The sequence below is a fragment of the Chryseobacterium taichungense genome (genome assembly GCF_900109935.1).
Classification (GTDB): Bacteria; Bacteroidota; Bacteroidia; order Flavobacteriales; family Weeksellaceae; genus Chryseobacterium; species Chryseobacterium taichungense.
Genome location: NZ_FOBV01000012.1, coordinates 43,693 through 64,350, shown reverse-complemented (window position 1 = coordinate 64,350; position 20,658 = coordinate 43,693). Strand labels below are relative to the sequence as shown.

Annotated in this window: 20 protein-coding genes; 7 read left to right on the top strand and 13 right to left on the bottom strand. The window is 37.6% G+C overall.

Annotation, left to right across the window (positions count from 1 at the left end):
- Nucleotides 1-33 precede the first annotated feature (33 nt).
- Complete coding sequence (locus BMW64_RS18920; RefSeq protein ID WP_090002004.1) at nucleotides 34-1,056, top strand: 3-oxoacyl-ACP synthase III family protein; 1,023 nt, start codon at nucleotides 34-36, stop codon at nucleotides 1,054-1,056.
- A gap of 77 nt (nucleotides 1,057-1,133) precedes the next feature.
- Here the strand turns inward: BMW64_RS18920 and BMW64_RS18915 are convergent, their stop codons facing one another.
- The 7 genes from BMW64_RS18915 to BMW64_RS18885 form a co-directional block, all read right to left on the bottom strand.
- Nucleotides 1,134-2,294: a thioredoxin family protein gene (locus BMW64_RS18915; protein ID WP_090002002.1), complete on the bottom strand. Its 1,161-nt coding sequence runs from the start codon at nucleotides 2,292-2,294 to the stop codon at nucleotides 1,134-1,136.
- Between the two features lie 184 nt (nucleotides 2,295-2,478).
- Complete coding sequence (locus tag BMW64_RS18910) at nucleotides 2,479-2,682, bottom strand: hypothetical protein (RefSeq protein ID WP_090002000.1); 204 nt, start codon at nucleotides 2,680-2,682, stop codon at nucleotides 2,479-2,481.
- A 134-nt stretch (nucleotides 2,683-2,816) separates the two neighbouring features.
- Entirely contained in the window at nucleotides 2,817-3,029 is a 213-nt protein-coding gene (locus BMW64_RS18905) for a cytochrome C551 (protein ID WP_090001998.1), read from the bottom strand.
- Between the two features lie 187 nt (nucleotides 3,030-3,216).
- On the bottom strand, nucleotides 3,217-4,842 hold the full coding sequence (pruA, locus tag BMW64_RS18900) for an L-glutamate gamma-semialdehyde dehydrogenase (protein ID WP_090001996.1): 1,626 nt from the start codon (nucleotides 4,840-4,842) through the stop codon (nucleotides 3,217-3,219).
- A 367-nt stretch (nucleotides 4,843-5,209) separates the two neighbouring features.
- Nucleotides 5,210-6,313, bottom strand: coding sequence for a DNA topoisomerase IB (locus BMW64_RS18895; protein ID WP_090001994.1), 1,104 nt, complete (start codon nucleotides 6,311-6,313; stop codon nucleotides 5,210-5,212).
- A gap of 9 nt (nucleotides 6,314-6,322) precedes the next feature.
- On the bottom strand, nucleotides 6,323-6,490 hold the full coding sequence (locus BMW64_RS18890; RefSeq protein WP_029296925.1) for a hypothetical protein: 168 nt from the start codon (nucleotides 6,488-6,490) through the stop codon (nucleotides 6,323-6,325).
- Between the two features lie 28 nt (nucleotides 6,491-6,518).
- Entirely contained in the window at nucleotides 6,519-6,956 is a 438-nt protein-coding gene (locus BMW64_RS18885; protein ID WP_090001992.1) for a DUF6526 family protein, read from the bottom strand.
- Nucleotides 6,957-7,262: 306 nt separating this feature from the next.
- On the opposite strand from BMW64_RS18885, the gene BMW64_RS18880 reads away from it, so the two are divergent.
- The gene (locus BMW64_RS18880) at nucleotides 7,263-8,468 is read left to right on the top strand and encodes a hypothetical protein (RefSeq protein ID WP_090001990.1); all 1,206 of its coding nucleotides are present in this window, start codon (nucleotides 7,263-7,265) and stop codon (nucleotides 8,466-8,468) included.
- A gap of 134 nt (nucleotides 8,469-8,602) precedes the next feature.
- Here BMW64_RS18880 and BMW64_RS18875 read toward each other — a convergent pair whose 3' ends face one another.
- A complete protein-coding gene (locus tag BMW64_RS18875; RefSeq protein WP_090001988.1) occupies nucleotides 8,603-9,337 on the bottom strand; it encodes an SDR family NAD(P)-dependent oxidoreductase in 735 nt (244 codons plus the stop codon).
- A 162-nt stretch (nucleotides 9,338-9,499) separates the two neighbouring features.
- On the opposite strand from BMW64_RS18875, the gene BMW64_RS18870 reads away from it, so the two are divergent.
- The 5 genes from BMW64_RS18870 to BMW64_RS18850 all read left to right on the top strand — a co-directional run bounded on the left by BMW64_RS18870 (nucleotide 9,500) and on the right by BMW64_RS18850 (nucleotide 15,810).
- Entirely contained in the window at nucleotides 9,500-9,856 is a 357-nt protein-coding gene (locus BMW64_RS18870) for a winged helix-turn-helix transcriptional regulator (RefSeq protein WP_090001986.1), read from the top strand.
- 162 nt (nucleotides 9,857-10,018) lie between these two features.
- Nucleotides 10,019-11,788, top strand: a complete 1,770-nt coding sequence (locus tag BMW64_RS18865; RefSeq protein WP_090001984.1) for an aminopeptidase P family protein — start codon at nucleotides 10,019-10,021, stop codon at nucleotides 11,786-11,788.
- A gap of 585 nt (nucleotides 11,789-12,373) precedes the next feature.
- The gene (gene mnmE / locus BMW64_RS18860) at nucleotides 12,374-13,759 is read left to right on the top strand and encodes a tRNA uridine-5-carboxymethylaminomethyl(34) synthesis GTPase MnmE (RefSeq protein ID WP_090001982.1); all 1,386 of its coding nucleotides are present in this window, start codon (nucleotides 12,374-12,376) and stop codon (nucleotides 13,757-13,759) included.
- Between the two features lie 73 nt (nucleotides 13,760-13,832).
- Nucleotides 13,833-15,419 carry a patatin-like phospholipase family protein gene (locus tag BMW64_RS18855; protein ID WP_090001980.1) on the top strand — a complete coding sequence of 529 codons (1,587 nt, stop codon included), beginning with the start codon at nucleotides 13,833-13,835 and terminating at the stop codon, nucleotides 15,417-15,419.
- A 16-nt stretch (nucleotides 15,420-15,435) separates the two neighbouring features.
- Entirely contained in the window at nucleotides 15,436-15,810 is a 375-nt protein-coding gene (locus BMW64_RS18850; protein ID WP_090001978.1) for a hypothetical protein, read from the top strand.
- Nucleotides 15,811-16,077: 267 nt separating this feature from the next.
- Here the strand turns inward: BMW64_RS18850 and BMW64_RS18845 are convergent, their stop codons facing one another.
- The 5 genes from BMW64_RS18845 to BMW64_RS18830 all read right to left on the bottom strand — a co-directional run bounded on the left by BMW64_RS18845 (nucleotide 16,078) and on the right by BMW64_RS18830 (nucleotide 20,652).
- Nucleotides 16,078-16,629: a DNA-3-methyladenine glycosylase I gene (locus BMW64_RS18845; RefSeq protein WP_090001977.1), complete on the bottom strand. Its 552-nt coding sequence runs from the start codon at nucleotides 16,627-16,629 to the stop codon at nucleotides 16,078-16,080.
- A complete protein-coding gene (locus BMW64_RS18840) occupies nucleotides 16,630-16,947 on the bottom strand; it encodes a nucleoside triphosphate pyrophosphohydrolase family protein (RefSeq protein WP_090001975.1) in 318 nt (105 codons plus the stop codon).
- A 425-nt stretch (nucleotides 16,948-17,372) separates the two neighbouring features.
- Complete coding sequence (locus BMW64_RS18835; RefSeq protein ID WP_090001973.1) at nucleotides 17,373-18,950, bottom strand: DHA2 family efflux MFS transporter permease subunit; 1,578 nt, start codon at nucleotides 18,948-18,950, stop codon at nucleotides 17,373-17,375.
- A gap of 207 nt (nucleotides 18,951-19,157) precedes the next feature.
- Nucleotides 19,158-19,328 (bottom strand): hypothetical protein, encoded by a 171-nt coding sequence (locus BMW64_RS20790; RefSeq protein WP_177175326.1) that lies wholly within the window; start codon nucleotides 19,326-19,328, stop codon nucleotides 19,158-19,160.
- Between the two features lie 220 nt (nucleotides 19,329-19,548).
- Nucleotides 19,549-20,652, bottom strand: coding sequence for an HlyD family secretion protein (locus tag BMW64_RS18830; RefSeq protein WP_090001971.1), 1,104 nt, complete (start codon nucleotides 20,650-20,652; stop codon nucleotides 19,549-19,551).
- Between the last annotated feature and the right edge of the window lie 6 nt (nucleotides 20,653-20,658).

Below are 20,658 nucleotides of genomic sequence, written 5' to 3'. Positions count from 1 at the left end.
TAAGTTCTATCTTTGTCAAAATTAAAAAACTATATGATTAAAAGTACAATAAAAGGCATTGGATTCCATGTTCCGGATAACATTGTTACGAATGATGATTTAGCAAAATTAATGACTACCAATGACGAATGGATTACAGAAAGAACGGGGATAAAAGAAAGAAGACACAGAAAAAACAGGAATGACTCTCAGGAAACCACTGCTTATCTTGGTTTCAAGGCCTCGGAAAAGGCCATTGCCAATGCGGGGCTTACTTCAAAAGATATCGATTATATAATTTTTGCAACGCTTTCTCCGGATTATTATTTTCCGGGATGTGGAGTGCTGTTGCAGGAAATGCTGGGATGTGATACCATCGGTGCTTTGGATGTGAGAAACCAATGTTCAGGATTTGTATATGCGATGAGTGTTGCCAATGCTTTCATCAAGGCAGGAAACTACAAAAATATCCTGGTTGTCGGTGCTGAAATTCACTCTTTCGGTCTTGATTTTTCTGATGAAGGAAGGGGGGTGTCTGTGATTTTCGGTGATGGTGCCGGGGCGATCGTTCTTTCAGCAACTGAAGATGAAAATGCTGGAGATATCCTGGCCGTAAACATGCATTCTGAAGGGAAATTTGCGGATGAATTGTGCACGCAGTTTCCGGGCTCTAAATTCGGATGGAGCGACAGGATGAGAAAAGAGCCTGAGCATGTGACCAACAAAGAAGTATATCCGATTATGAACGGAAATTTCGTTTTCAAACATGCGGTAACAAGATTTCCGGAGACTATGCAGGAGGCTTTAGATAAAGCAGGAAAGACTATTGATGATCTGGATATGTTCATTCCACACCAGGCGAATCTGAGAATTGCCCAGTTTGTTCAGCAAAAATTCGGACTTCCGGATGAGAAGATTCATAATAATATTCAGAAATACGGAAATACTACGGCTGCATCTATTCCTATCGCTTTAAGTGAAGCAATTGAAGAAGGAAAAATCAAAAGAGGTGATTTGGTTCTGCTTTCTGCGTTCGGAAGTGGTTTTACGTGGGGAAGTGTGTTGTTTGAATATTAATGATATTAAATAAATAACATACATAAAAAATCCGCATACTTTGATTAGTTGCGGATTTCCTTCTTATTTCAGTTTTATTATAAACTCTTCAGTAATTTTTCAGTATCAGCGTAATCTTCGCCAGTTTTTTTAGCAAGCTCGATTGACTTTTCAGCCCAGAGTTTTGCGTTTTTCTTATCGCCGATTTTATTGTAAAGATTAGCCAGCGTATCCGTATTGGCATAATTTTCATCTTTCTTTACCGATTCCTGTGCCCAGCTTACGGCTTTTTCCAATGCAGGTTTATTGGTTACATTTTCAAAGAAATTCCATGCAATAGAATTGAGTTCTTCTGAACTTAAAGCTGAGGAATCTTTATAAAGCTCCATTGTCAGCTTTTCGTAAGTTGCGATATCTTTATCTTTTAAAGCTCTGTTTGCTTTAGCTCTTGTTAAGATTTTTTCTGCTTCATCTTTTGCTAAAAACTTCTGCGCTTCGGTCATGAAATAGCTGTCATTCCATTTTTTTGTATCGGCGTTGTAAGATTTTTTAACGATTGTATTAAGCTTAATGTTTTTGTCAAAAGCATCATATCTTTCGGCAGGAAGAACCTTAGTAATTTCGGCTTTTTTAGCTAGGAAAGTTTTATACAGTGGACTGTCTGTACTTTGTGTCGCAGAAAGAAGCATCTGAATGTCTTCTCTGTCAAGTTCTGTTTTTCCGTTGAAATAACGTTCCATCACTTTTACAGCAAAGTCTGAGTCGCTGTACATCGTAAGACTTGCAAGGTTTTTCAGGAATGCTGGATCTTTTTCTCCGTCTTCAAATTTTTTCTTTAAAGCGCCCAATCTTTTGCTTGGATCTCCGGCATCTTTGGCAAACTGGATAAAATCTTTTTCTTCAACATATCCCAATGTTCTGTGTACCAGCTCACCGTTTCCGTCGACAAAAAGATAAGTAGGGAAAGCTTTTACATTATATTTTTTTGCGATATCAATACCTTCTCCTTTTTCCATGTCGATTTTAGCATTGATGAAATTGGCATTGTAGTAATCTCCTACAGCTTTTTGTGGAAATACATTTTTTGACATCAGTTTACAAGGCCCGCACCATGTAGTATACGCGTCAATGAATACAAGTTTATTTTCTTTTTTTGCTTTTGCAAGAATAGTATTGAAGTTGGTTTCTTCAAATTTGATTCCCTGGGCCAATGCGAAGGCTCCGATAAAAAGAGCAGAGAATATTGATAATTTTTTCATGATATTTATTATTGATTGCAAATGTAATAATTATGTTAACAAATCAGTCTTTATGAGGCAAAAATTGTTACAGCATTGTTTGGATTAATTTTTTGTTTTCAGGTTAAAGTTTTAATAACTAATATTTTAATAATTTTCAATGATTATTCATATAAAAAACCGCAGAAAGTTCTGCGGTCTATATTTATTTTGTCGTTGCTGAATCTGATTTCATTTTTAAGCTGTCTGCGGTAGCAGATTCAGAGTGAGAGGCAGCTGTATCGCCCATACTGTTTCTCATATACTCTTTGTTTCTTTCGTCTTTGAATTCTTCCCTGTCTTCTTTTTTCTGTGCGCAGCTTCCTAAAAATACTAAGGCTAATACTGCTCCTGTGAATAATTTTGTCATAGAAATATTTTTTAATGTTTAGTATATTCAAATATAATTGTTAAAAGACAATCGGATCATTGTCGGAGATTTGTCTTCTACAAAAAATCCTCAGAAGTTAATCTGAGGAAAATTTCATGTAAGTTAAACTATTATTATTTAACAGTAGTCGCTGAATCAGCACTGATTTTAATACTGTCAGGAGTAGTTGTCGTTGTCGTCATTGTATCAGTAGTAGCAGGCGCTGCATTTGTTGATGAATTGTCTACTGCTGTTGAATCTGTACTGCTGTTTGACATTGATGATTCCTTCGTTCCGCAACTTACTGCTATGATTCCTAGTGCTGCGATTAACATTAATTTTTTCATAATACTTTGTTTAGTGTGAATAAAGCATTAAACAATAATTATTCCGAACTTTATTAATGATTATTAAATGTTTAATAAATAATTAAAATTATTGTTAATGATCAATAAAAAAGCTCCGGAATTAATCCGAAGCTGTATATGTGATAAATAATAAGATTATTCAAAACTATTGCTATTACTCATTAAATTATCCTAAATATGGATATTTGTAGTCTTTAGGTGACACAAAAGTTTCTTTAATTGATCTTACTGAGGTCCATCGTAATAAGTTCATTTTTGACCCTGCTTTATCATTTGTTCCGGAAGCTCTACCCCCTCCAAAAGGTTGCTGCCCAACAACTGCACCTGTAGGTTTGTCATTGATATAAAAGTTTCCTGAAGCATTTTCCAATGCCTTGAAAGCCTCATTGATTGCATAGCGGTCCTGTGCAAAAACTGAACCTGTCAGTGAATAAGGAGAAGATGAATCTACCAGCTCCAATGTTTCAGCCCATTTTGCATCTTCATACACAAATACTGATAAGATTGGTCCGAAGATTTCCTCAACCATACTTTCGTACTGAGGATTTGTCGTTTCAATAACTGTAGGATGTACAAACCATCCTTTAGAATCATCAGTTTTTCCTCCGATTACTACGTTTGCTTCGTTTGAAGAATTGGCTCTGTCGATGTAGCCTTTACATTTTTCAAATGAATTTTTATCAATTACTGCATTTATAAAGTTGGAAGGATCTTCTGGAGAACCGATTTTGATTGAATTGATCTGGTTTTCCATTACTTTTTTTACGTCAGCCCAAAGAGACTGAGGAATATAAGCTCTAGATGCCGCCGAACATTTCTGTCCCTGATATTCGAAAGCTCCTCTTACCAAAGCAGTTGCCACAGCTTCTACATTGGCTGAAGGATGGGCGATCACGAAGTCTTTTCCTCCCGTTTCACCAACAATTCTTGGGTACGTTCTATAGTTATGGATATTGTCACCAATCATTTTCCACATTCCCTGGAAAACTTTAGTGGAACCTGTAAAGTGAAGTCCGGCAAAATCTCTGTGTGCCAATACTTTTTCAGCAGTTTCTTTTCCATCTGTGAAAATCATGTTGATTACTCCTGCAGGAAGTCCAGCTTCTATTAAAACATCCATGATAACTTTTGCAGAATAGATTTGCTTGTCAGATGGTTTCCAAACGACTACATTTCCAAGCATGGCCATACAAGTTGGCAAATTTCCTGAAATAGCTGTAAAGTTGAATGGCGTCACGGCAAAACAAAATCCTTCCAACGGTCTGTATTCTACACGGTTCCAGATACCAGAATCGGAAACTGGCTGCTCAGAATACATTTCTGTCATAAATTCTACATTGAATCTTAAGAAATCAATAAATTCACAGGCGGAATCAATTTCAGCCTGGTGAACATTCTTAGATTGTCCGATCATCGTTGCGGCGTTGATTACATCCCTGTAAGGCCCCGCTAAAAGATCAGCAGCTTTTAAGAAAATTGCTGCACGTTGTTCCCAGCCAAGTTCATTCCATTGTTTTTTTGCGGCTAATGCAGCGTTGATTGCGTCATCAACGTGTTGCATGGTTCCTCTGTGATAAAATCCGAAATCATGCGCATGATCCTGAGGTGACTGAAGCTGAACTTTGTTGTCAGTTTTTACTTCTTTACCATTGATAATCATTGGGATTTCTATCTTTTCAGCCCACATTTTTTTATATTGAGCGATAAGGCTTTTTACTTCCGGAGTTCCCGGCGCATAAGAATTTACCGGTTCATTTACCGCAAATGGTACTTGCGAAATTGCTTTAGACATATTAGTTGTATATTTTTTATTTGCTAATGATACAAATTTACAACAATTATTTGGGTCGATTATAATATGTGAATGGTCAATTTTGCTTTGCAAGTTAGCGGTCAATTTTTTAAAAAAGATTATTAAAATTGACAAGCATAGCGGATTGACAATTCAACATTGGTTATTCTGTTAATGGTCAATTTGGCTTTGCCTGTGAATAGTTAATTTTACGAGAATAGTAAATTGACAAGCGGCGACGTATTGACAATTTACCATTGATTATTCTGTTATGGTCAATTTGCTTTGCAAGTGAATAATGAATTTTTAGACATTTTTAAATTGACCAGTGCAGCAGATTGACAGTTCACTATTCACTACTAACCAATCACATCTTTTCGGTTTCCAGTATTTTCAAAACTAATTTTTCTTCGTGGGTAAGCCCGGCTTTACCATCATTTTCTTCTATTTTTTCAAGTTCATCAAGATATTTTTTGATAGTATTGTTTTCATAAAGATTAATAACTAAAGGATGAACATAATATTTCCGGCAAACGGTACTTGTATTCCCGAGGTGTGAAGCGACTATTTCCAGCGCTTCTTTTACCTTTTTCTTATATTCCGTATGGGTTTCTGCATACCCGATTTCCTTAAAGGCAATCAAAGCACTCACTGTTCCCGACCATGTCCTGAAATCTTTTGCCGTAAAATCTTCACCACTGATCTCTTTTATATAATCATTCACCATTCCTGAATCTATGGTATGGCGGTTTCCTTCATCGTCAATGTACTGGAAAAGTTCTTTGCCAGGAATATCTTTACATTTCTGTATCAGTTTTGACAGCCGTTTACTTTTCAGGTCGATATCATGCATAACCCCCTTTTTACCTTTAAAATGAAAGGAAATTTTCTGTCCCTGAACTTTTACGTGTTTATCTTTTAAAGTGGTTAAGCCAAAAGAGCCGTATAATTTTTCGTAAGCATTATTTCCGATCCTGATGTTGGTGCGCTGCATAAGACTTACGATTAAGGCCAGAATTTTTCGTTTGTCGAAATTTCTTAATGCTAAATCTTTTTCAACCTGTAGTCGTATGTCCGGTAAGGCATATCCGAACTGCAGCATTCTGTAAAACTTTGTATGATTGCGCAATGCACTCCAGAGCGGATGATAGCGATATTGTTTTCTCTTTTTTATATCAAAACCGGTTGCCTGAAGATGTCCGTTATCAAGCGCACAGATCCATACGTTTTCCCAAGCAGGTGGTATTACGAGCTTGTTGATTCTGGTGATTTCCTCTTTATCTCTGATTTTTTCGCCGTCTTTGTAATAAGAAAATTTTTTTCCGGTCTTCTTGCGTGTGATACCGGCTGTCTCTGCATCGGAGGTATAAATGAGATGTACCGCCTTTGCAGATGCCACCGGATCTTTCATAATTTTGACAATCTTTGAAGGCTTCAGATGGGAAATGATTTCTAAGTCTGAATTTTCCATAAGATTTGGTTAAGAGTTCCTACCCCTTGAAAATAGCCATAAGATAATGGCTATTACGCCAACTACTAATATGATTCCCCACCACATTCCTGCCTTGAAGATCGTTTCTACTGCTTCGCAGCTTGTAAGTGTCAGTAATGTTAATATTGCAATACTGTAAAAGCTCCATTTTTTCATGATAATATTATTTTAGTGTTTATTATTTTCAAACTCTGTGATGGTCTGCTCTCCATTTTGTAATGGATCTTTTGATCTGGTCTCCCGTCATCTTTTCTTTCAGTGCTTTTTCGAGAAAGACTTTGAATTCATCATCGTAAGCAAATCTTAACGCAGCAATCTGACTGAATGCAAGCTTTTCTTCAACACCATCAGACCTCAACCCGAAGATCTCAAAATACCGCTGGCGAAACTCAAGTCGTACGATACGATTCTGAAGACCAAGCGCGTAATGTTGGCGGACCATAATCGCCAGATAAAAAATCAGAAAGATAATTACCGAAAACAAAATCCAGGAAAGTTGGTTTTGTTCATCCTTAAAAACCTTATAAATTCCGATCCCTTCTAAAATGATTAGTAATGGAAGAAAAACGAAATGATGAGGAGCGTAAAACTTCCTGTGGTTTTTATAATTCTGACTTTCCATTTCTCGTATATTGCAATTATCTTTCCAAAATTCTTTAATTTCTGATCTAAACTTAATTTTGGCTGAAGAAATACCGAATTGGAGGTTTAAATATGATATATGTTATATTCACTACTTTGATTTCACTGTTGAATTTGAAAACTTAAGCGAAGATATAGGATAACCGACCTTACGTCAACTTTGCCTGATGGAAGCTCATATTCAGAGGCTGAATATGAAAAATGAGAATTAGAATTATGTCAGGATCTGATTAATTACGGTTTATTTTAAAAAAAACCTTACTTTAAAGAATATATTATTGCAATTATGGACAAACAATTAAAAAAATTTCTAATCAAATCTGTTATTGTTTTAAGCGTAATACATTTGGGCTATTTTATCTATGGCTATTTCAAGTTTGAAGGTATCCGTAAAATCGATATTTATACGGAGTTTTACAGATTCAAATTTTATGATGACGTTTCTATTTCCCACTTTTTTATTACCGGTCTGTTTCTGTTTTGCTTTCTTGTTTTGTTATTGAGAAATCATTCCAAAAAGAAATATAGTGTCATTAATACTGTAAAAATTGGTGCTTCTTTATTACTGATTTCCTTTCTCTCGCTGACTTTTTTCATAAGCTACAGTTTTGGGTTGAATGCCAAAATGAGACAGGAGCTTCCTGAAAAGGATTTTAATAAAGACAAAACTTTTCTGAATGTATTATACCCGTTTTTGTACAATTATACTTCCTATAGTTCTGATAAATTATTTAATCCGGAAAATATTTTATATCCTAAACCTTATCCGGTGATTGCGGAAACTGACACCACTTATTACAATCCTAATGATACGGAATATTATTCCGTTGAAACAAACTATTATAGTATAGATACGTTGAAAATACTAAGTTCTGATTATAAAAACATCAGTTCTAAAATACTATCAGGAATGGATTATTTAGGACTTGAACCTAAAGACTTTACCAAAAGAATTATTTCCAAAAAAGTGATCGGAGACAGTACGGAAATTGTATTTAAAGGTAGTGAGGTAGATCCGGAATATGATGAAGATATCTGTATCTTTTTGGAAAATAAGATTTTATATAGTCCTGTCCGTAACGTTTCTGAAGCTACACAACAATATCAAAATGCCGTAGCGAGATATAAATTACTTTATAAATATGATCAGGATTCACTGCTTCATTCGTTTCAGCGTCTGGACACTTTGTTTAAGAAATATAACATAGAATCACAAATAGTTCCCAAGGATCTGAAGCATGATGTCTTTTATTTCCGTGATCACAATAGGGAGCCTCTCAATGAGATTCGGAATACTTTTGACAGAGCTAAGTTGAAGGATAAATTTAATACACTCGAACGCCTGTTTTATAAACCCAATTATCTGCATCTGTCAATACAGATTATTTTCATGATCGTCGTCCTAAGTGTTTGGATCAGTCTATTTCTGCTGTATCTGATCTGGAATTATATTAAAACAAGAAATCATCGATTATCTACAGAAAATAAATAAAGCAAACAACAATCTGAAAAATCATTCATCGCAATAAACTGTTGTGAATTAAAATTTATTGAAAAAGCGTTGTTAAGATTCATTCAATAACCTTGACAACGCTTTGACGCAAAAGCGAAAATGAGTTTTAAATATTATCTGCGAATAGTCACACCGCCATCAACTGACAGGTATGAACCTGAAATATAAGAAGCTTCGCTTGAAGCCAGGAAAACAATGGCATTTGCTATTTCTTCCGCTTCTCCAATTCGTTTCAAAGGTACTGCTGCGGCAATAGCATTTTTAATATCTTCCGGTGTTTGTCGATTCATTGGTGTATCGGTTAGTCCGGGAGCTACAGTATTTACCCGAATTTTTCTGTCTGCCAATTCTATGGCTGCAGTACGTGCAATTGCATCAACTGCACTTTTTGTTGCGGCGTAAGCTCCCATTTGTGCATATCCGCTCACTGAAACTCCTGACGAAATAAGAATAACAGAGGCGCCTTCTGCTAAATGTGGAATTAGGTTTTGTAATGTAAAGAACAATCCTTTCACGTTGATATTGAACAAATCATCAAACACTTCTTCTGTTGTTTCTTCTATTGAAAATTGTTTTGCAATTCCTGCGTTCAGAACCAGCACATCAACTTTGTTTCCGCTTTCTGCAATTTCTTTTTCCAATGTTGCAATGTCTGCCAGTTTAGAAATATCAGAAGCTAAAGTTTTCAAATTTGGGCTATTAATTTCCACTGAAGCTGTATGCAGACTATCCGCATTTCGTCCTGTTATTAAAACATTTGCTCCTTTTTCAATAAACGTTTTTGCGGTTGCTAGTCCAATTCCCGCACTTCCGCCTGTAATCACTACATTTTTATTTGTGAAATTCATTTTTTAAATTTTTAATGATTGAAAATTAATTTTTGTCTAAGACTTGAATTTATTTTGTTTTTGAAATCGATTTCTTTAACGATGCAAATTTAAAATGAATAAATTTATTTTAGTAACTTTGTAACTAAAAGTAACAGTAACTTTTGAGTAACAAGGTAACTTATGGAGGAAATAAAATGCTCGGATAACGACACAAACAGAAAACAAATTATGGCTGTTCATGATGCAATGGACATATTGAATGGCAAATGGAAGATCTCAATAATTTCTTCGGTTTGCTATTATAACAAAAGACGTTTTTCTGATATCCTGAATGATGTGAAAGGCATTTCCAATAAAATGCTCAGTAAAGAACTGAAGGATCTGGAAATGAATAAACTTATAAAACGAACGGTTATTGACACGCAACCCGTAACGGTACAGTATCAACTGACAGAATACGGTTTGACTTTAAAAAAGATCATCGATACTCTGGCTGATTGGGGAACCGAACATCGAAAAGTAATCGTTGGGAAGTGAAAAAAGCTTTGGTATACTAAACATTCCAGCTAATTATAAAGGAAATATTATTTGAAAGTGTAATATTATATAATGTGCTATGATAAATTGCTAAAATATAATTAAACCCTGTCTCATAACCTTTAAATTCGTAACTTCACATCTTTAAAAATTATTCAAAAAATGACTTCAAAGGAAAAAATAGCTGCACTTCGCGAAGAAATGCAGAACAATAATGTTGATGCATTTATCGTATATTCGGCCGATCCGCACATGAGTGAGTATTTACCTGAAGAATGGCAGGAAAGAGCCTGGCTTTCGGGATTTTTAGGTTCCGCAGGTTTTGTTGTGGTTACTAAGGATAAAGCAGGACTTTGGACAGACGGAAGGTATTTTACACAAGCTGCGATTGAATTGGAAGGATCGGGAATTGATCTCTTCAAAGAGGGAATGGAAGGAACACCCAATTATATCGACTGGATTATCTCTGAAATTCCGGTAGAAGGAAGAGTGGCTGTAAATGCTTTGGCAACTTCTCACGCAAACTGGGAGCTTCTGACAGAAAGATTAAATGCTAAAAATATATCGTTAATAGATTTTCCACTTTTGGATAATGTATGGAAAGACAGGGGAACGCCTTCTAAAAATCCGATCTTCGTTCATCCAATAGAGAGAGCGGGTAAATCTGTTGCAGAAAAAATCGCAGCTATCCGCCAGAAAATGGAATCTATGGAAGCGACGGTTCATGTTATTTCAAGTCTCGACGATGTTGCCTGGACGCTCAACCTCAGGGGAAGTGATGTGCAGAGTAATCCTGTGTTTTTAGGATATATCGTGATTACGAAAAATGATGCAAAGCTTTTTACAGATCTTGAAAAACTTGAAGTAGAAGCCAGAAAACAATTGGATGAAGCTTGGGTAAAAATGATGCCTTACGAAGAATTCTACAATTGCATTAAGGAATTTAAAAATGAAAAAGTTTTGGTTTCCCCAAACAGCAATCAGTCTATTTTTGAAGCTTTGAAATCTGAAAACCATATGATTAAGGCTCCGGTTCCTGGTAATTTAATGAAAGCCCAGAAAAATGAGACAGAACTGGAAGGTTTCAGAAAAGTAATGGTGACAGATGGTGTGGCTATGGTGAAATTCCTGTATTGGCTGACTCACAACGCCGGAAAGGAGCCTATGACCGAATATTCTATTGGGGAAAAGCTCAGAGGTTTCCGTGCTGAAGGAGAAAATTTTGTAGGAGAAAGCTTTGGAAGTATTGTCGGATATAAAGATAATGGAGCCATCATGCACTATTCAGCAAAAAGCGAAGGCAGTAAGGAGGTAACTAATGATGCTAGTATTCTGGTGGATTCGGGAGGTCAGTATCTTGAAGGAACTACCGATATAACAAGAACTTTTGCGTTAGGAACTGTTTCTGATGAGTTTAAAAGAAACTCTACGTTGGTTTTGCAGGGAATGATCCGACTTTCTATGGTGAAATTTCCAAAGGGAACAAGAGGCGTGCAGCTGGATGCGATTGCCAGACTTCCGCTATGGATGGAAGGCAAAGATTTTAACCACGGAACCGGTCATGGAGTTGGTAGTTTTATGAATGTCCACGAAGGTCCTCAAAATATCAGAAAGGATATGAATCCTCAGGAACTTCTACCGGGCATGGTATGCTCCAACGAACCAGGATATTATGTTGAAGGACAGTACGGAATCCGTCATGAAAATCTGATCGCAGTACGGGAGTCGGAAACAACTGATTCCGGAACATTTTATGAGTTTGAAACATTGACGTTCTGTCCGTTCTTTAAGGATACGATTGTTAAAGATATTCTTTCCGGAGAAGAGATCGCATGGCTGAATAATTATCACAAAACCTGCGAAGAAAAAATAGGACCTTATCTGGAAGGTGACGTAAAAGAATGGTTTACCCAGTTGGTAAGCCCGCTTTAATCTTATTTGAAATTTTATCATTTAGTTGAAAAATTCATCTTTAATGGTGATCATATAACTCGGCCCGGCAGTTCCTGCCGGGCCGAGTTATTTCTTGTGCAACCGTAATTTTACGGTAATTATTTTAGGGATTATCCTGAAGAGACACCGAATTAATGATTTTATCTTTGTCACAACAAAACATCATTTCATATCTTCATATAACTAGTAAATTCAAAGCGTTTAATCACTTCAGTTTCTGAAGTGATTTTTTTGTGATCATCATTTAAAGGGTGGCTCGTTAAATTTTGTGCTGATTTAAATAACACTGTTCCGTCATAGCCCGGATTGCAGCAATTGTCTGAGCTCATTTCTTTACTCAGTCGCGGCGGCGAAGCCGCCGCGACTGAGTAAAGAAATAGCGAGTGCGGAAAGCCGGAAAAAGCTCCTGAAAAAATTTCATGTAATGAGTGTTTAGTTTTATGATTTTAGGGTTTGAGAATTTTAGAGTTGATGGGTTTGGGTTGTGGTTTATTTGAGTTTTGCTAATGACTGCAATAGATAAAGGGTATTTTTGTTTGTGGTGAAAAAACGTAAATTTGCAGTATGAATAATGATACCATTTGTGCGCTGGCTACGGCCAATGGAGTGGGAGCTTTGGGGATCATCCGAGTTTCCGGAAATAATGCTTTACCTGTTGTTCAGATAAGTTTTCCCGGCAAGAACCTTACAAAACAGAAGTCTCATACAATCCATTATGGGTATTTTATGGATGGAGAAGAGTCGATTGATGAGGTAATGTTATCTATTTTTCTGGCTCCCAAAAGTTTTACAACTGAAAATTCGGTGGAAATTGCTTTTCACGGATCTCCGCACATTGGAAAACGTATTCTTGAAACACTGATCAAAAACGGGGCGAGAATGGCAAAAGCGGGTGAATTTACCCTTCGTGCTTTCATCAATGGAAGAATTGATCTCTCCCAGGCTGAAGCGATTGCTGATGTAATTGCTTCTGAAAATGAGGCGTCCCGAAAAGTTGCAATTAGTCAGCTGAAAGGTGGAATCACTAATGAAATTTCCTTATTGCGAACTGATCTTCTAAACTTTGTCTCCTTGATAGAGCTGGAACTGGATTTTGCAGAAGAAGATGTAGAATTTGCCGATCGGAGTGCGCTTACCCAATTACTCAATAAAATCGAGATAAAACTAAATTCACTCATCGAAAGCTTTCAGTACGGAAATGCTATTAAAAACGGAACCGCTGTGGCAATTATCGGAAAACCTAATGCGGGAAAATCAACGTTATTAAATGCTTTGTTAAAGGAGGAAAGAGCAATTGTAAGCAATATTGCAGGAACAACGAGAGATACCATAGAGGAAGTTTTGCATATTAAAGGGCACGCTTTCCGGTTGATTGATACGGCGGGACTACGGGAAACTGTTGACGAAATTGAGGCCATTGGTGTTAAAAAAGCCAAAGAAAAAGTGGAAAATGCCAATATTCTTGTGTATTTGGCGGATGCCGGAACTGAGGATTTTTCCGAGGATATTGAAATGATCAAGTCTTTGTTAAGAGACGACCTGAAGCTGATCATCTGCGCTACAAAAATCGATGAAGTCATTCCAACTCAATATGAAAAAGTGGAAGATATTTTCAGAAGCGAGATTTTGCATGAGTTTGATTTTATAAAAATTTCAGCGGTTGAAAACCAGAATATCCAGGATTTAAAGAATGAATTGTCTTCTTATGTTGAGCAACTGAAAGCTTCAGAAAACAATGTGGTTATTACCAATCAGCGCCATTTTGAAGCGTTACAAAAATCCCTGAATGCTGTTCATAAAGTAAATGAAGCGATATCATCCCAGATTTCTACCGAATTGCTGGCTTATGAATTGAGAAATGCCTTGGACCATCTTGGAGAAATATCCGGCGAGGTGACAAATGATGAGGTATTGGGTAATATATTTTCGAAGTTTTGTATCGGAAAATAAGCTCACTTTTATCTATTTTTTATTTACTAATTTATATTTAAAAACTTTAACTCACCAACCACTCACAAACACCATGAAACCGCAAACTCTCAAGAAAATTCTGGAAGAAGATACCCTTTCCAGAGAATCCAAAGAAAAGCTGGCTGCCTTGCACGACCGCATTTCAGCAAAAGAATTTTCTGATCTTCTGGATGCCGGAGGAAATCAATATGTCGAGTTTGTACAGGAAGGTGGTGGTGTCTGGGGAAGTGCGCTGGTAGGTTACCTGTACGGACTGGAAATCTTTGGGATCCGTTTTCTGAAAGTAGCAGGAACCAGTGCCGGTGCCATCAATACCATGCTGATAGCCGCCTGCAAAACCAAAGAGGAACCCAAAAGTGAAATCATCAAAGAAATACTTTTCAACTGGAATTTCGCCGATTTTATGGATGGAAAACCTTATGTAAGAACGACCATCCATGCGATGCTGAACAATAAGAATTTTCTTAAGATCAATTCATATATTGCGATCGGCATTCTCGTATTTTTTGGAATCTTAGCATTTGTATATCCTACGGAAAAAATATGGCAGACGAAGATTCTTTTTTCAATCCCTTTATTGTTGGTGATCATTGGGGTTTTATGCCTGGCAAAAATTTACACAGACCTTAAAAAGAGAAATTCAGGATTAAACCCTGGAAATACTTTTTCAGCAGCCATGAAAAATGCCCTGGACAGCTTCGGGATAAATACTGTAGCCCATCTCAATGAAAAGTTTGTGAAAACCGGTAAAGATCTCAACCTCAATTATCGCTATGGGAATGAAATGCAGTATTATCAGATGGCGTTGCAGAGCATCGAGGAAATAAAAGCCAATCATAGTGAACATATTGATGAGATCCGGTATAAAATCTTTTACGACAGCACCGTCAATAACGAGTATTACAAGAAAGATCCGTTCTACCTCCTGAAATCAGAATACATTGTAGTGACCACAGATATCAATGCTAAAATAAAGGTCGAACTGCCTACGATGGCCAATCTTTACTGGTCAGAAGAAGAATTGAAACACGCCAGTCCTGCAGAATTTGTGCGTGCCTCCATGTCGGTTCCGTTCTTTTTTGAGCCTATGCAAAAGGTCATTAACAAAAATGATGATTCCGTAAAATATGCCTGGAAATTCTGGATGAATACCTTGCCGGAAGACATCTATCCTGCCGGAGTTTTCATCGATGGTGGAAGTATTTCAAACTTCCCTATTGATCTTTTCCATGCCACTGATATCTTCTATCCGAGGATGCCTTTGTTCGGGGTACAGCTCACCAATGATTCTGACCTGCTTGCCGGTAAAGGGAAAACGAGTGAAGAGATCCTTGCCTCTCCCCTCACCTACGCCGGAAATATCATCAATACTTTAAAAGGATTCAACGATAAAACATTCCTCACCAAGCATACGTTCTATCATCTTTTCAGCATACAAATTGTGAATTGTGGAAGCAGCAGCTGGCTGAATTTTTTCATGAAAAGAGAAGAAAAAGAAGAACTCTTCAACCGCGGATTTCAGGCTGCCCTCGATTTCCTCAATAATTTCGACTGGGAAAAGTACAAATACGAACGGATGATGCTTTCCATGAAGGAGAAAAAGATTTTAAAGGAAGAGGATACAAAGACGGTGGGGTAACTTAAGACAATAAATCATGCCAGACAAAAAGGACCTTCGGGAGAGACTCTCCCTTCCAGTATACGATAACAGCAGTGATGTCGAAATTTTTCAAAATCAGGTTCTTCGCCCAATTTTAAAACTACAGAACGAGATCTATCTAATACTGTTCAGGGATTATGCATTACGCAAAATTTCAGATTTTAATGCTTTACAAACAGAAAAGAAACTAATTTTTATTGATCAAAGCCTGCAAAAAGACAATGCATTAAGAAATACATTCATAGGAATGACCGTCGGAATGCTGACTTCCGATGAAATGGTTATATATCTTTCCGACACGAAAGCTTATAACAAAAGAATTATTGCTATGCTTTCAGAAAGATTGAAAAGCCAGGTAGAATTAACATAACGTCAGCTCGAGTGTTTGTCGAAGCGAAGCGGAGAAAAATGTATCTAGAGCCCGTGAGTACTGAGATTCATAAATTTCTCGATATGCTTTTCAAAAAAGCTACCCGAAATGACGTTAATGTAAATATTTAACCATTAAGATTTTGTGAAGGAGTTAAGTTTGATGAAGATGACTAAAGATATTTTAAAGCATACTTATTTATAGGCATACTTATTACTTAACTCAGCTTAACTTCTTAAATCAAGCTTAATGGTTCAATTTTAATGGTTAAGATTCCAGCCACTTTGGGTTTTGCTGGATCACTTTTTCGTAAATCGGACAGTTTTCAGAATGAGATCCTTTGAGGTAGCCGATGCTCATCAGGAATTCGTTGACGATTTCTCCGCCAGTAAATTTGAAGGTTTTCTTGAACAGCTTCATCCATTCCGGTAATGTTTTAGGATGATGATGCTCCAGCCATTTTTCGAATGAGCCGAATTCTTCCTGAAGCGAAATGATGGTTTTTGCATTTTCTATGGCTGCATTTACCTTCAGCTTATTTCTGATAATTCCGGGATCATTCAAAAGTCTTTCACGGTCGGCTTCGGAGTAGGCAGCTACCTTTTTGATATTAAAATTATCGTATGCTTTTCGGAAACCTTCTTCTTTTTTCAGGATCGTTTCCCAGCTCAGTCCGGCCTGATTGATCTCCATGATCAGCCTTCCGAACAGTTCATTATCATCATGAATCGGAAATCCGTAATGATGATCGTGGTATTTTTGATGAAGTGCCTTGCGGTCTTCGGGGGTCATTCTCTCTATTGCTAAACAGTAACTCATTTATAAAATATTTTCGGTTTTGGTTAAAAATTTTTCCAGGGCCTGCATAATATCAACTCCGGTGCGGTCTGCTAAGATAATCAACCACCACATATTTTCCCCTAATTTATGTTCCAATTCTTCGGCGGAATTTATCTTCGGCCAGCTTTCCTGATGCGACATGACATTTCTCCCGACAATTGCTGCATCGGTAAGATAGGCAAGAGCATCCTGTTCGGGAGTCCATTCTTTACCATTTTGTCTGATTTCCAGGGTATGGTATCTTTTTCTGATTTTGAGAGCTCGTTTTATCATTTCCCCGATATGGTATTCATCCATTGTTTAAATTTTATTTTGTAAAAATACGGTCTGTCTGTGACAAATGTATGTCAGGAGGCGTTATTCAATTGTCCAGACAGGTGAATCAATGGTCATTATACGTTTAAGATATATCGCTATACGTCTTAGACATATCGCTATACGTTTTAGAAATGTTTTTATATGTTTTAAATACATATATATACGTTTAATATAAATACAAATATATGTTGTATATATTGTTTTACGTTTAAGACGTATAGAGATATATCTAAGACGTATAAATACCTATCCGCCAGACCGCCGGACTAGTAATGTACCGCTCCATGTAGGTAAATTATAGGTAGGGATGCTTTAAAAACCTAGTTGTATGTTTATCGTATCAGAATTTCCAGGATCGATAGGAAGACAGATAAAAAAACCTCCGCAAAACGGAGGTTATTCTATTAGTGCATGGCTTCACTCAAATCTATCTTTTCTTTACTTTTCCGCTCTTTAACAAAAAGAATGAACGGAATACAGATTAGGAATATGACTCCCAGATAGAGGAACACATCCATATAAGAAAGTACGGTAGCCTGTTTGGTTACGGAGAGATCAAGCATTTTATAGGCGGCGTTCATGGCGGCATCGGGGGTCATTCCTTTAGCCATAAAGCTTCCTTTCAATGCCTGCAGTCTCTGCTGTACGGCGAAGTCGGTCTCATCAAGATGCGAAATCAAATTCAGCCTGTATTTCTGTCCAGCATTAGCAATGAATGTGGTGATGGCAGCAATCCCGAAAGAACCTCCCAGCTGTCTCATCATCCCGGTAAAGGCTGCACCCTGACCGATCTCCTGCCCTTTCAACGTACTTAAGGATAATGAGGTAATTGGGATGAATAAAAGTCCGAGCCCTGCCCCTCTTACGATCAGCATCCAGAAAAAGGCATCTTTGCTGGTATCCGGTGTAAGGATTTTATATCCCCAGAAACTATAGATGAAGAAGATGAATAATCCCAGGGAGACGAGAATTTGCTGCTTGGCACCGGCTGATAATAAGCGACCGATAATCGGCATCATGAATGCTGTGGTAAGTGCCGCAGGAATCATCAATGCCCCCGATTGCAAAGCCGTCCATCCCAGAATACTTTGGGTATACAGCGGAACGATGAATGTAGAACCATATAAACCGAATCCCAATACAAAGGACATGACGGTACCGATCCTCAGATTGCTGTTTTTCAAAACCCTTAATTCCACAATAGGATATTTGAAGGTGAGTTCCCGCCAAAGGAAAAGTATAAACCCTAAAATTGCCGATACGGTAAAGAGTACAATCCATCCGCTTGCAAACCAGTCTTCTTCGTGACCTCTTTCCAAAATATACTGTAACGACCCAACGGTAACAGCCAATAGAGCGATCCCGACCCAGTCGACATCCGATGCTTTACGTTTTTCTGCATATTTCGGACTTTTCACGAACTGGAGCGTCATTAAAGTTGCCGCAATTCCGATCGGGATATTGATATAGAAAATATACGGCCAGCTGAAATTATCAACGATATATCCTCCGAGCGGCGGACCTAATGTAGGCCCGATAATCACTCCAAGTCCGTAGATGGCCTGCGCCATACTTCTTTTTTCAAGAGGATAAGATTCGGTAATAATGGTCTGAGAAGTTACCAGCAAGGCCCCTCCGCCGATTCCCTGCATCAGCCTGAAAAATACCAGCTCCCAGATATTGGTGGCATTTCCACAGAGAAATGAGAATACGGTGAATATAATGATGGATGCTGCAAAGTAATTTCTACGTCCAAACTGTTGAGACAGCCAGCTCGTCATGGGTACAATGATCACATTCCCGATCGCATAGGCGGTAATGACCCAGCCGACTTCTGAAAGTGTGGCTCCAAGGTTCCCCTTCATTTCATTGAGGGCAACATTTACAATCGTGGAATCCACAATTTCAAGCAAAGCACAAAGAATTGCTGTAATCGTGATGATTACTCTCCGCGCTCCATATTCTACTAATGAATCTTGCATGTTTGTTTATAGGTATTAAAAAATTAAGAGATTAGGAGATTCAGAATATGAAGGTGAACAAGCATTTTTACGAACTAACTTTATTCCTAATCATTTTTTCTATATTCATAAAGGTTTTAAATATAAAAACAATTTGAATATTGCTTTAAACTTTATGGTACAGTAATTTCTGAATCTCTAAAAATCTTAATTTAAAAAAGTGAATTGTCAATGGTCAATCTTCATTGTCGTCAGTTTTACTACTTCATTTCCGACATCCTGGTATTGATCTTCCTCTGCATAATGGCTCTTCTTCATATGATCCGGCTTCTCTTCATTTCCACATTGCACCGGCTTTATTCTGCCTCCTTTCATCTTCATGCTCAACAGCCTCTGCATTTTTCTGCTGCATGGCTGGCGGCCTCTGCATCATTGACAATTCTCTTATATTATTTTTTGAAAAGTGAATCGTCAGTCTTCAATCTTCATCGTCATTTTTACTTTCATCTTCGCCTGCATCTTTGATCTCATCTTCAACATTCCATCATGTGATCAAGGCTTCTGCATTTTCTTCTTCATTAATGACTGCCTCTGCGCAACTGACCATTCACTTTATAATTTATTTCAATGAAACTTCCGCTTTCACGTTCATTCCTGTTCTTAATCTTTTAGCAATATCTTTATCAAGATTTACAAAATCAATCTTTACAGGAAGTCTCTGCACTACTTTCACGAAGTTACCGCTGGCGTTATCCGGAGGAAGGATAGAGAAGGTAGCACCGGTAGCGGGTGAGAAAGAGCTTACAACACCATCAAACTCTCTGTCCGGGAAGGCATCAATTTCAATTTTCACCTTTTGTCCTTCTACCATTTTATCAACCTGTGTTTCTTTGAAGTTGGCCACTACCCATTTCTGGTCATTCTTCACCAACGCAAATAACTGTGATCCTGCCTGCAGATATTGTCCTGCCTGAATCGGAACTTTTCCTACATATCCGTCTTCAGGAGCGACAATTACAGTATAAGAAAGGTTAAGTTTTGCATTTTCCACATCTACTTCTCTCTGCTTGGCAACAGAACCTGCCACGCTGATTTGCTGAGAGCTTGCTTCTGTCTGAGAGGATGCAATATTGGTTTGCTGAGCGATCTGATTTCTTTGGTCAATTAAAACCTGAAGCTGCTTATCAGCTGTTTGTTTTGCAGCCAAAGCCTGTTCATATTGCTGTTCTGTAATGGAATGGTCTTTTACCAGATTGGCATATCTTTTCAGATCCTGAGTGGTTTTCCACACATTTACTTTTGCGGCTTCGATCTGTGCGTTGGCTGTTGTCACCGCTGCCTGTGATGAACCGATATTTTTGGAAGTAGCCGTTGTGCTTGCCTGCGCATTGGAGATGTTGCTTTTTGCGGTTGCTAAAGCTGCTTCTGCCTGCTCAAGAGCCATTTTCTGGTCTTTACTGTCAAGAATTACTAAGGTATCTCCTTTTTTTACGAACTGGTTATCTTTTACTTTTACTTCAGTTACATATCCTGAAATTTTCGAAATTACGGGAGCCATATTGGAAGTGATCTGTGCATCATCTGTTTCTTCATGTGACTGCCCATACGTGTAAGCATTGTATCCGTAGATTCCTCCACCGATAACAACAACCGCTAAAATGATAGGGAAAACTAAGCTTCTTTTCTTTTTAGGCTGAGTTTCTTTTGTAGTATTATTTTCCATTGTGGG

What these genes read in the sequence shown, in the direction of transcription:
- BMW64_RS18875 (WP_090001988.1), bottom strand. Translation starts at nt 9,337, where the DNA reads ATGAATTTCACAAATAAAAATGTAGTGATTACAGGCGGAAGTGCGGGA.
- pruA (WP_090001996.1), bottom strand. Translation starts at nt 4,842, where the DNA reads ATGTCTAAAGCAATTTCGCAAGTACCATTTGCGGTAAATGAACCGGTA.
- BMW64_RS18915 (WP_090002002.1), bottom strand. Translation starts at nt 2,294, where the DNA reads ATGAAAAAATTATCAATATTCTCTGCTCTTTTTATCGGAGCCTTCGCA.
- BMW64_RS20790 (WP_177175326.1), bottom strand. Translation starts at nt 19,328, where the DNA reads ATGCAGAGGCTGTTGAGCATGAAGATGAAAGGAGGCAGAATAAAGCCG.
- BMW64_RS18890 (WP_029296925.1), bottom strand. Translation starts at nt 6,490, where the DNA reads ATGAAAAAATGGAGCTTTTACAGTATTGCAATATTAACATTACTGACA.
- BMW64_RS18920 (WP_090002004.1), top strand. Translation starts at nt 34, where the DNA reads ATGATTAAAAGTACAATAAAAGGCATTGGATTCCATGTTCCGGATAAC.
- BMW64_RS18885 (WP_090001992.1), bottom strand. Translation starts at nt 6,956, where the DNA reads ATGGAAAGTCAGAATTATAAAAACCACAGGAAGTTTTACGCTCCTCAT.
- BMW64_RS18835 (WP_090001973.1), bottom strand. Translation starts at nt 18,950, where the DNA reads ATGCAAGATTCATTAGTAGAATATGGAGCGCGGAGAGTAATCATCACG.
- BMW64_RS18905 (WP_090001998.1), bottom strand. Translation starts at nt 3,029, where the DNA reads ATGAAAAAATTAATGTTAATCGCAGCACTAGGAATCATAGCAGTAAGT.
- mnmE (WP_090001982.1), top strand. Translation starts at nt 12,374, where the DNA reads ATGAATAATGATACCATTTGTGCGCTGGCTACGGCCAATGGAGTGGGA.
- BMW64_RS18895 (WP_090001994.1), bottom strand. Translation starts at nt 6,313, where the DNA reads ATGGAAAATTCAGACTTAGAAATCATTTCCCATCTGAAGCCTTCAAAG.
- BMW64_RS18845 (WP_090001977.1), bottom strand. Translation starts at nt 16,629, where the DNA reads ATGAGTTACTGTTTAGCAATAGAGAGAATGACCCCCGAAGACCGCAAG.
- BMW64_RS18830 (WP_090001971.1), bottom strand. Translation starts at nt 20,652, where the DNA reads ATGGAAAATAATACTACAAAAGAAACTCAGCCTAAAAAGAAAAGAAGC.
- BMW64_RS18880 (WP_090001990.1), top strand. Translation starts at nt 7,263, where the DNA reads ATGGACAAACAATTAAAAAAATTTCTAATCAAATCTGTTATTGTTTTA.
- BMW64_RS18865 (WP_090001984.1), top strand. Translation starts at nt 10,019, where the DNA reads ATGACTTCAAAGGAAAAAATAGCTGCACTTCGCGAAGAAATGCAGAAC.
- BMW64_RS18910 (WP_090002000.1), bottom strand. Translation starts at nt 2,682, where the DNA reads ATGACAAAATTATTCACAGGAGCAGTATTAGCCTTAGTATTTTTAGGA.
- BMW64_RS18840 (WP_090001975.1), bottom strand. Translation starts at nt 16,947, where the DNA reads ATGGATGAATACCATATCGGGGAAATGATAAAACGAGCTCTCAAAATC.
- BMW64_RS18855 (WP_090001980.1), top strand. Translation starts at nt 13,833, where the DNA reads ATGAAACCGCAAACTCTCAAGAAAATTCTGGAAGAAGATACCCTTTCC.
- BMW64_RS18870 (WP_090001986.1), top strand. Translation starts at nt 9,500, where the DNA reads ATGGAGGAAATAAAATGCTCGGATAACGACACAAACAGAAAACAAATT.
- BMW64_RS18850 (WP_090001978.1), top strand. Translation starts at nt 15,436, where the DNA reads ATGCCAGACAAAAAGGACCTTCGGGAGAGACTCTCCCTTCCAGTATAC.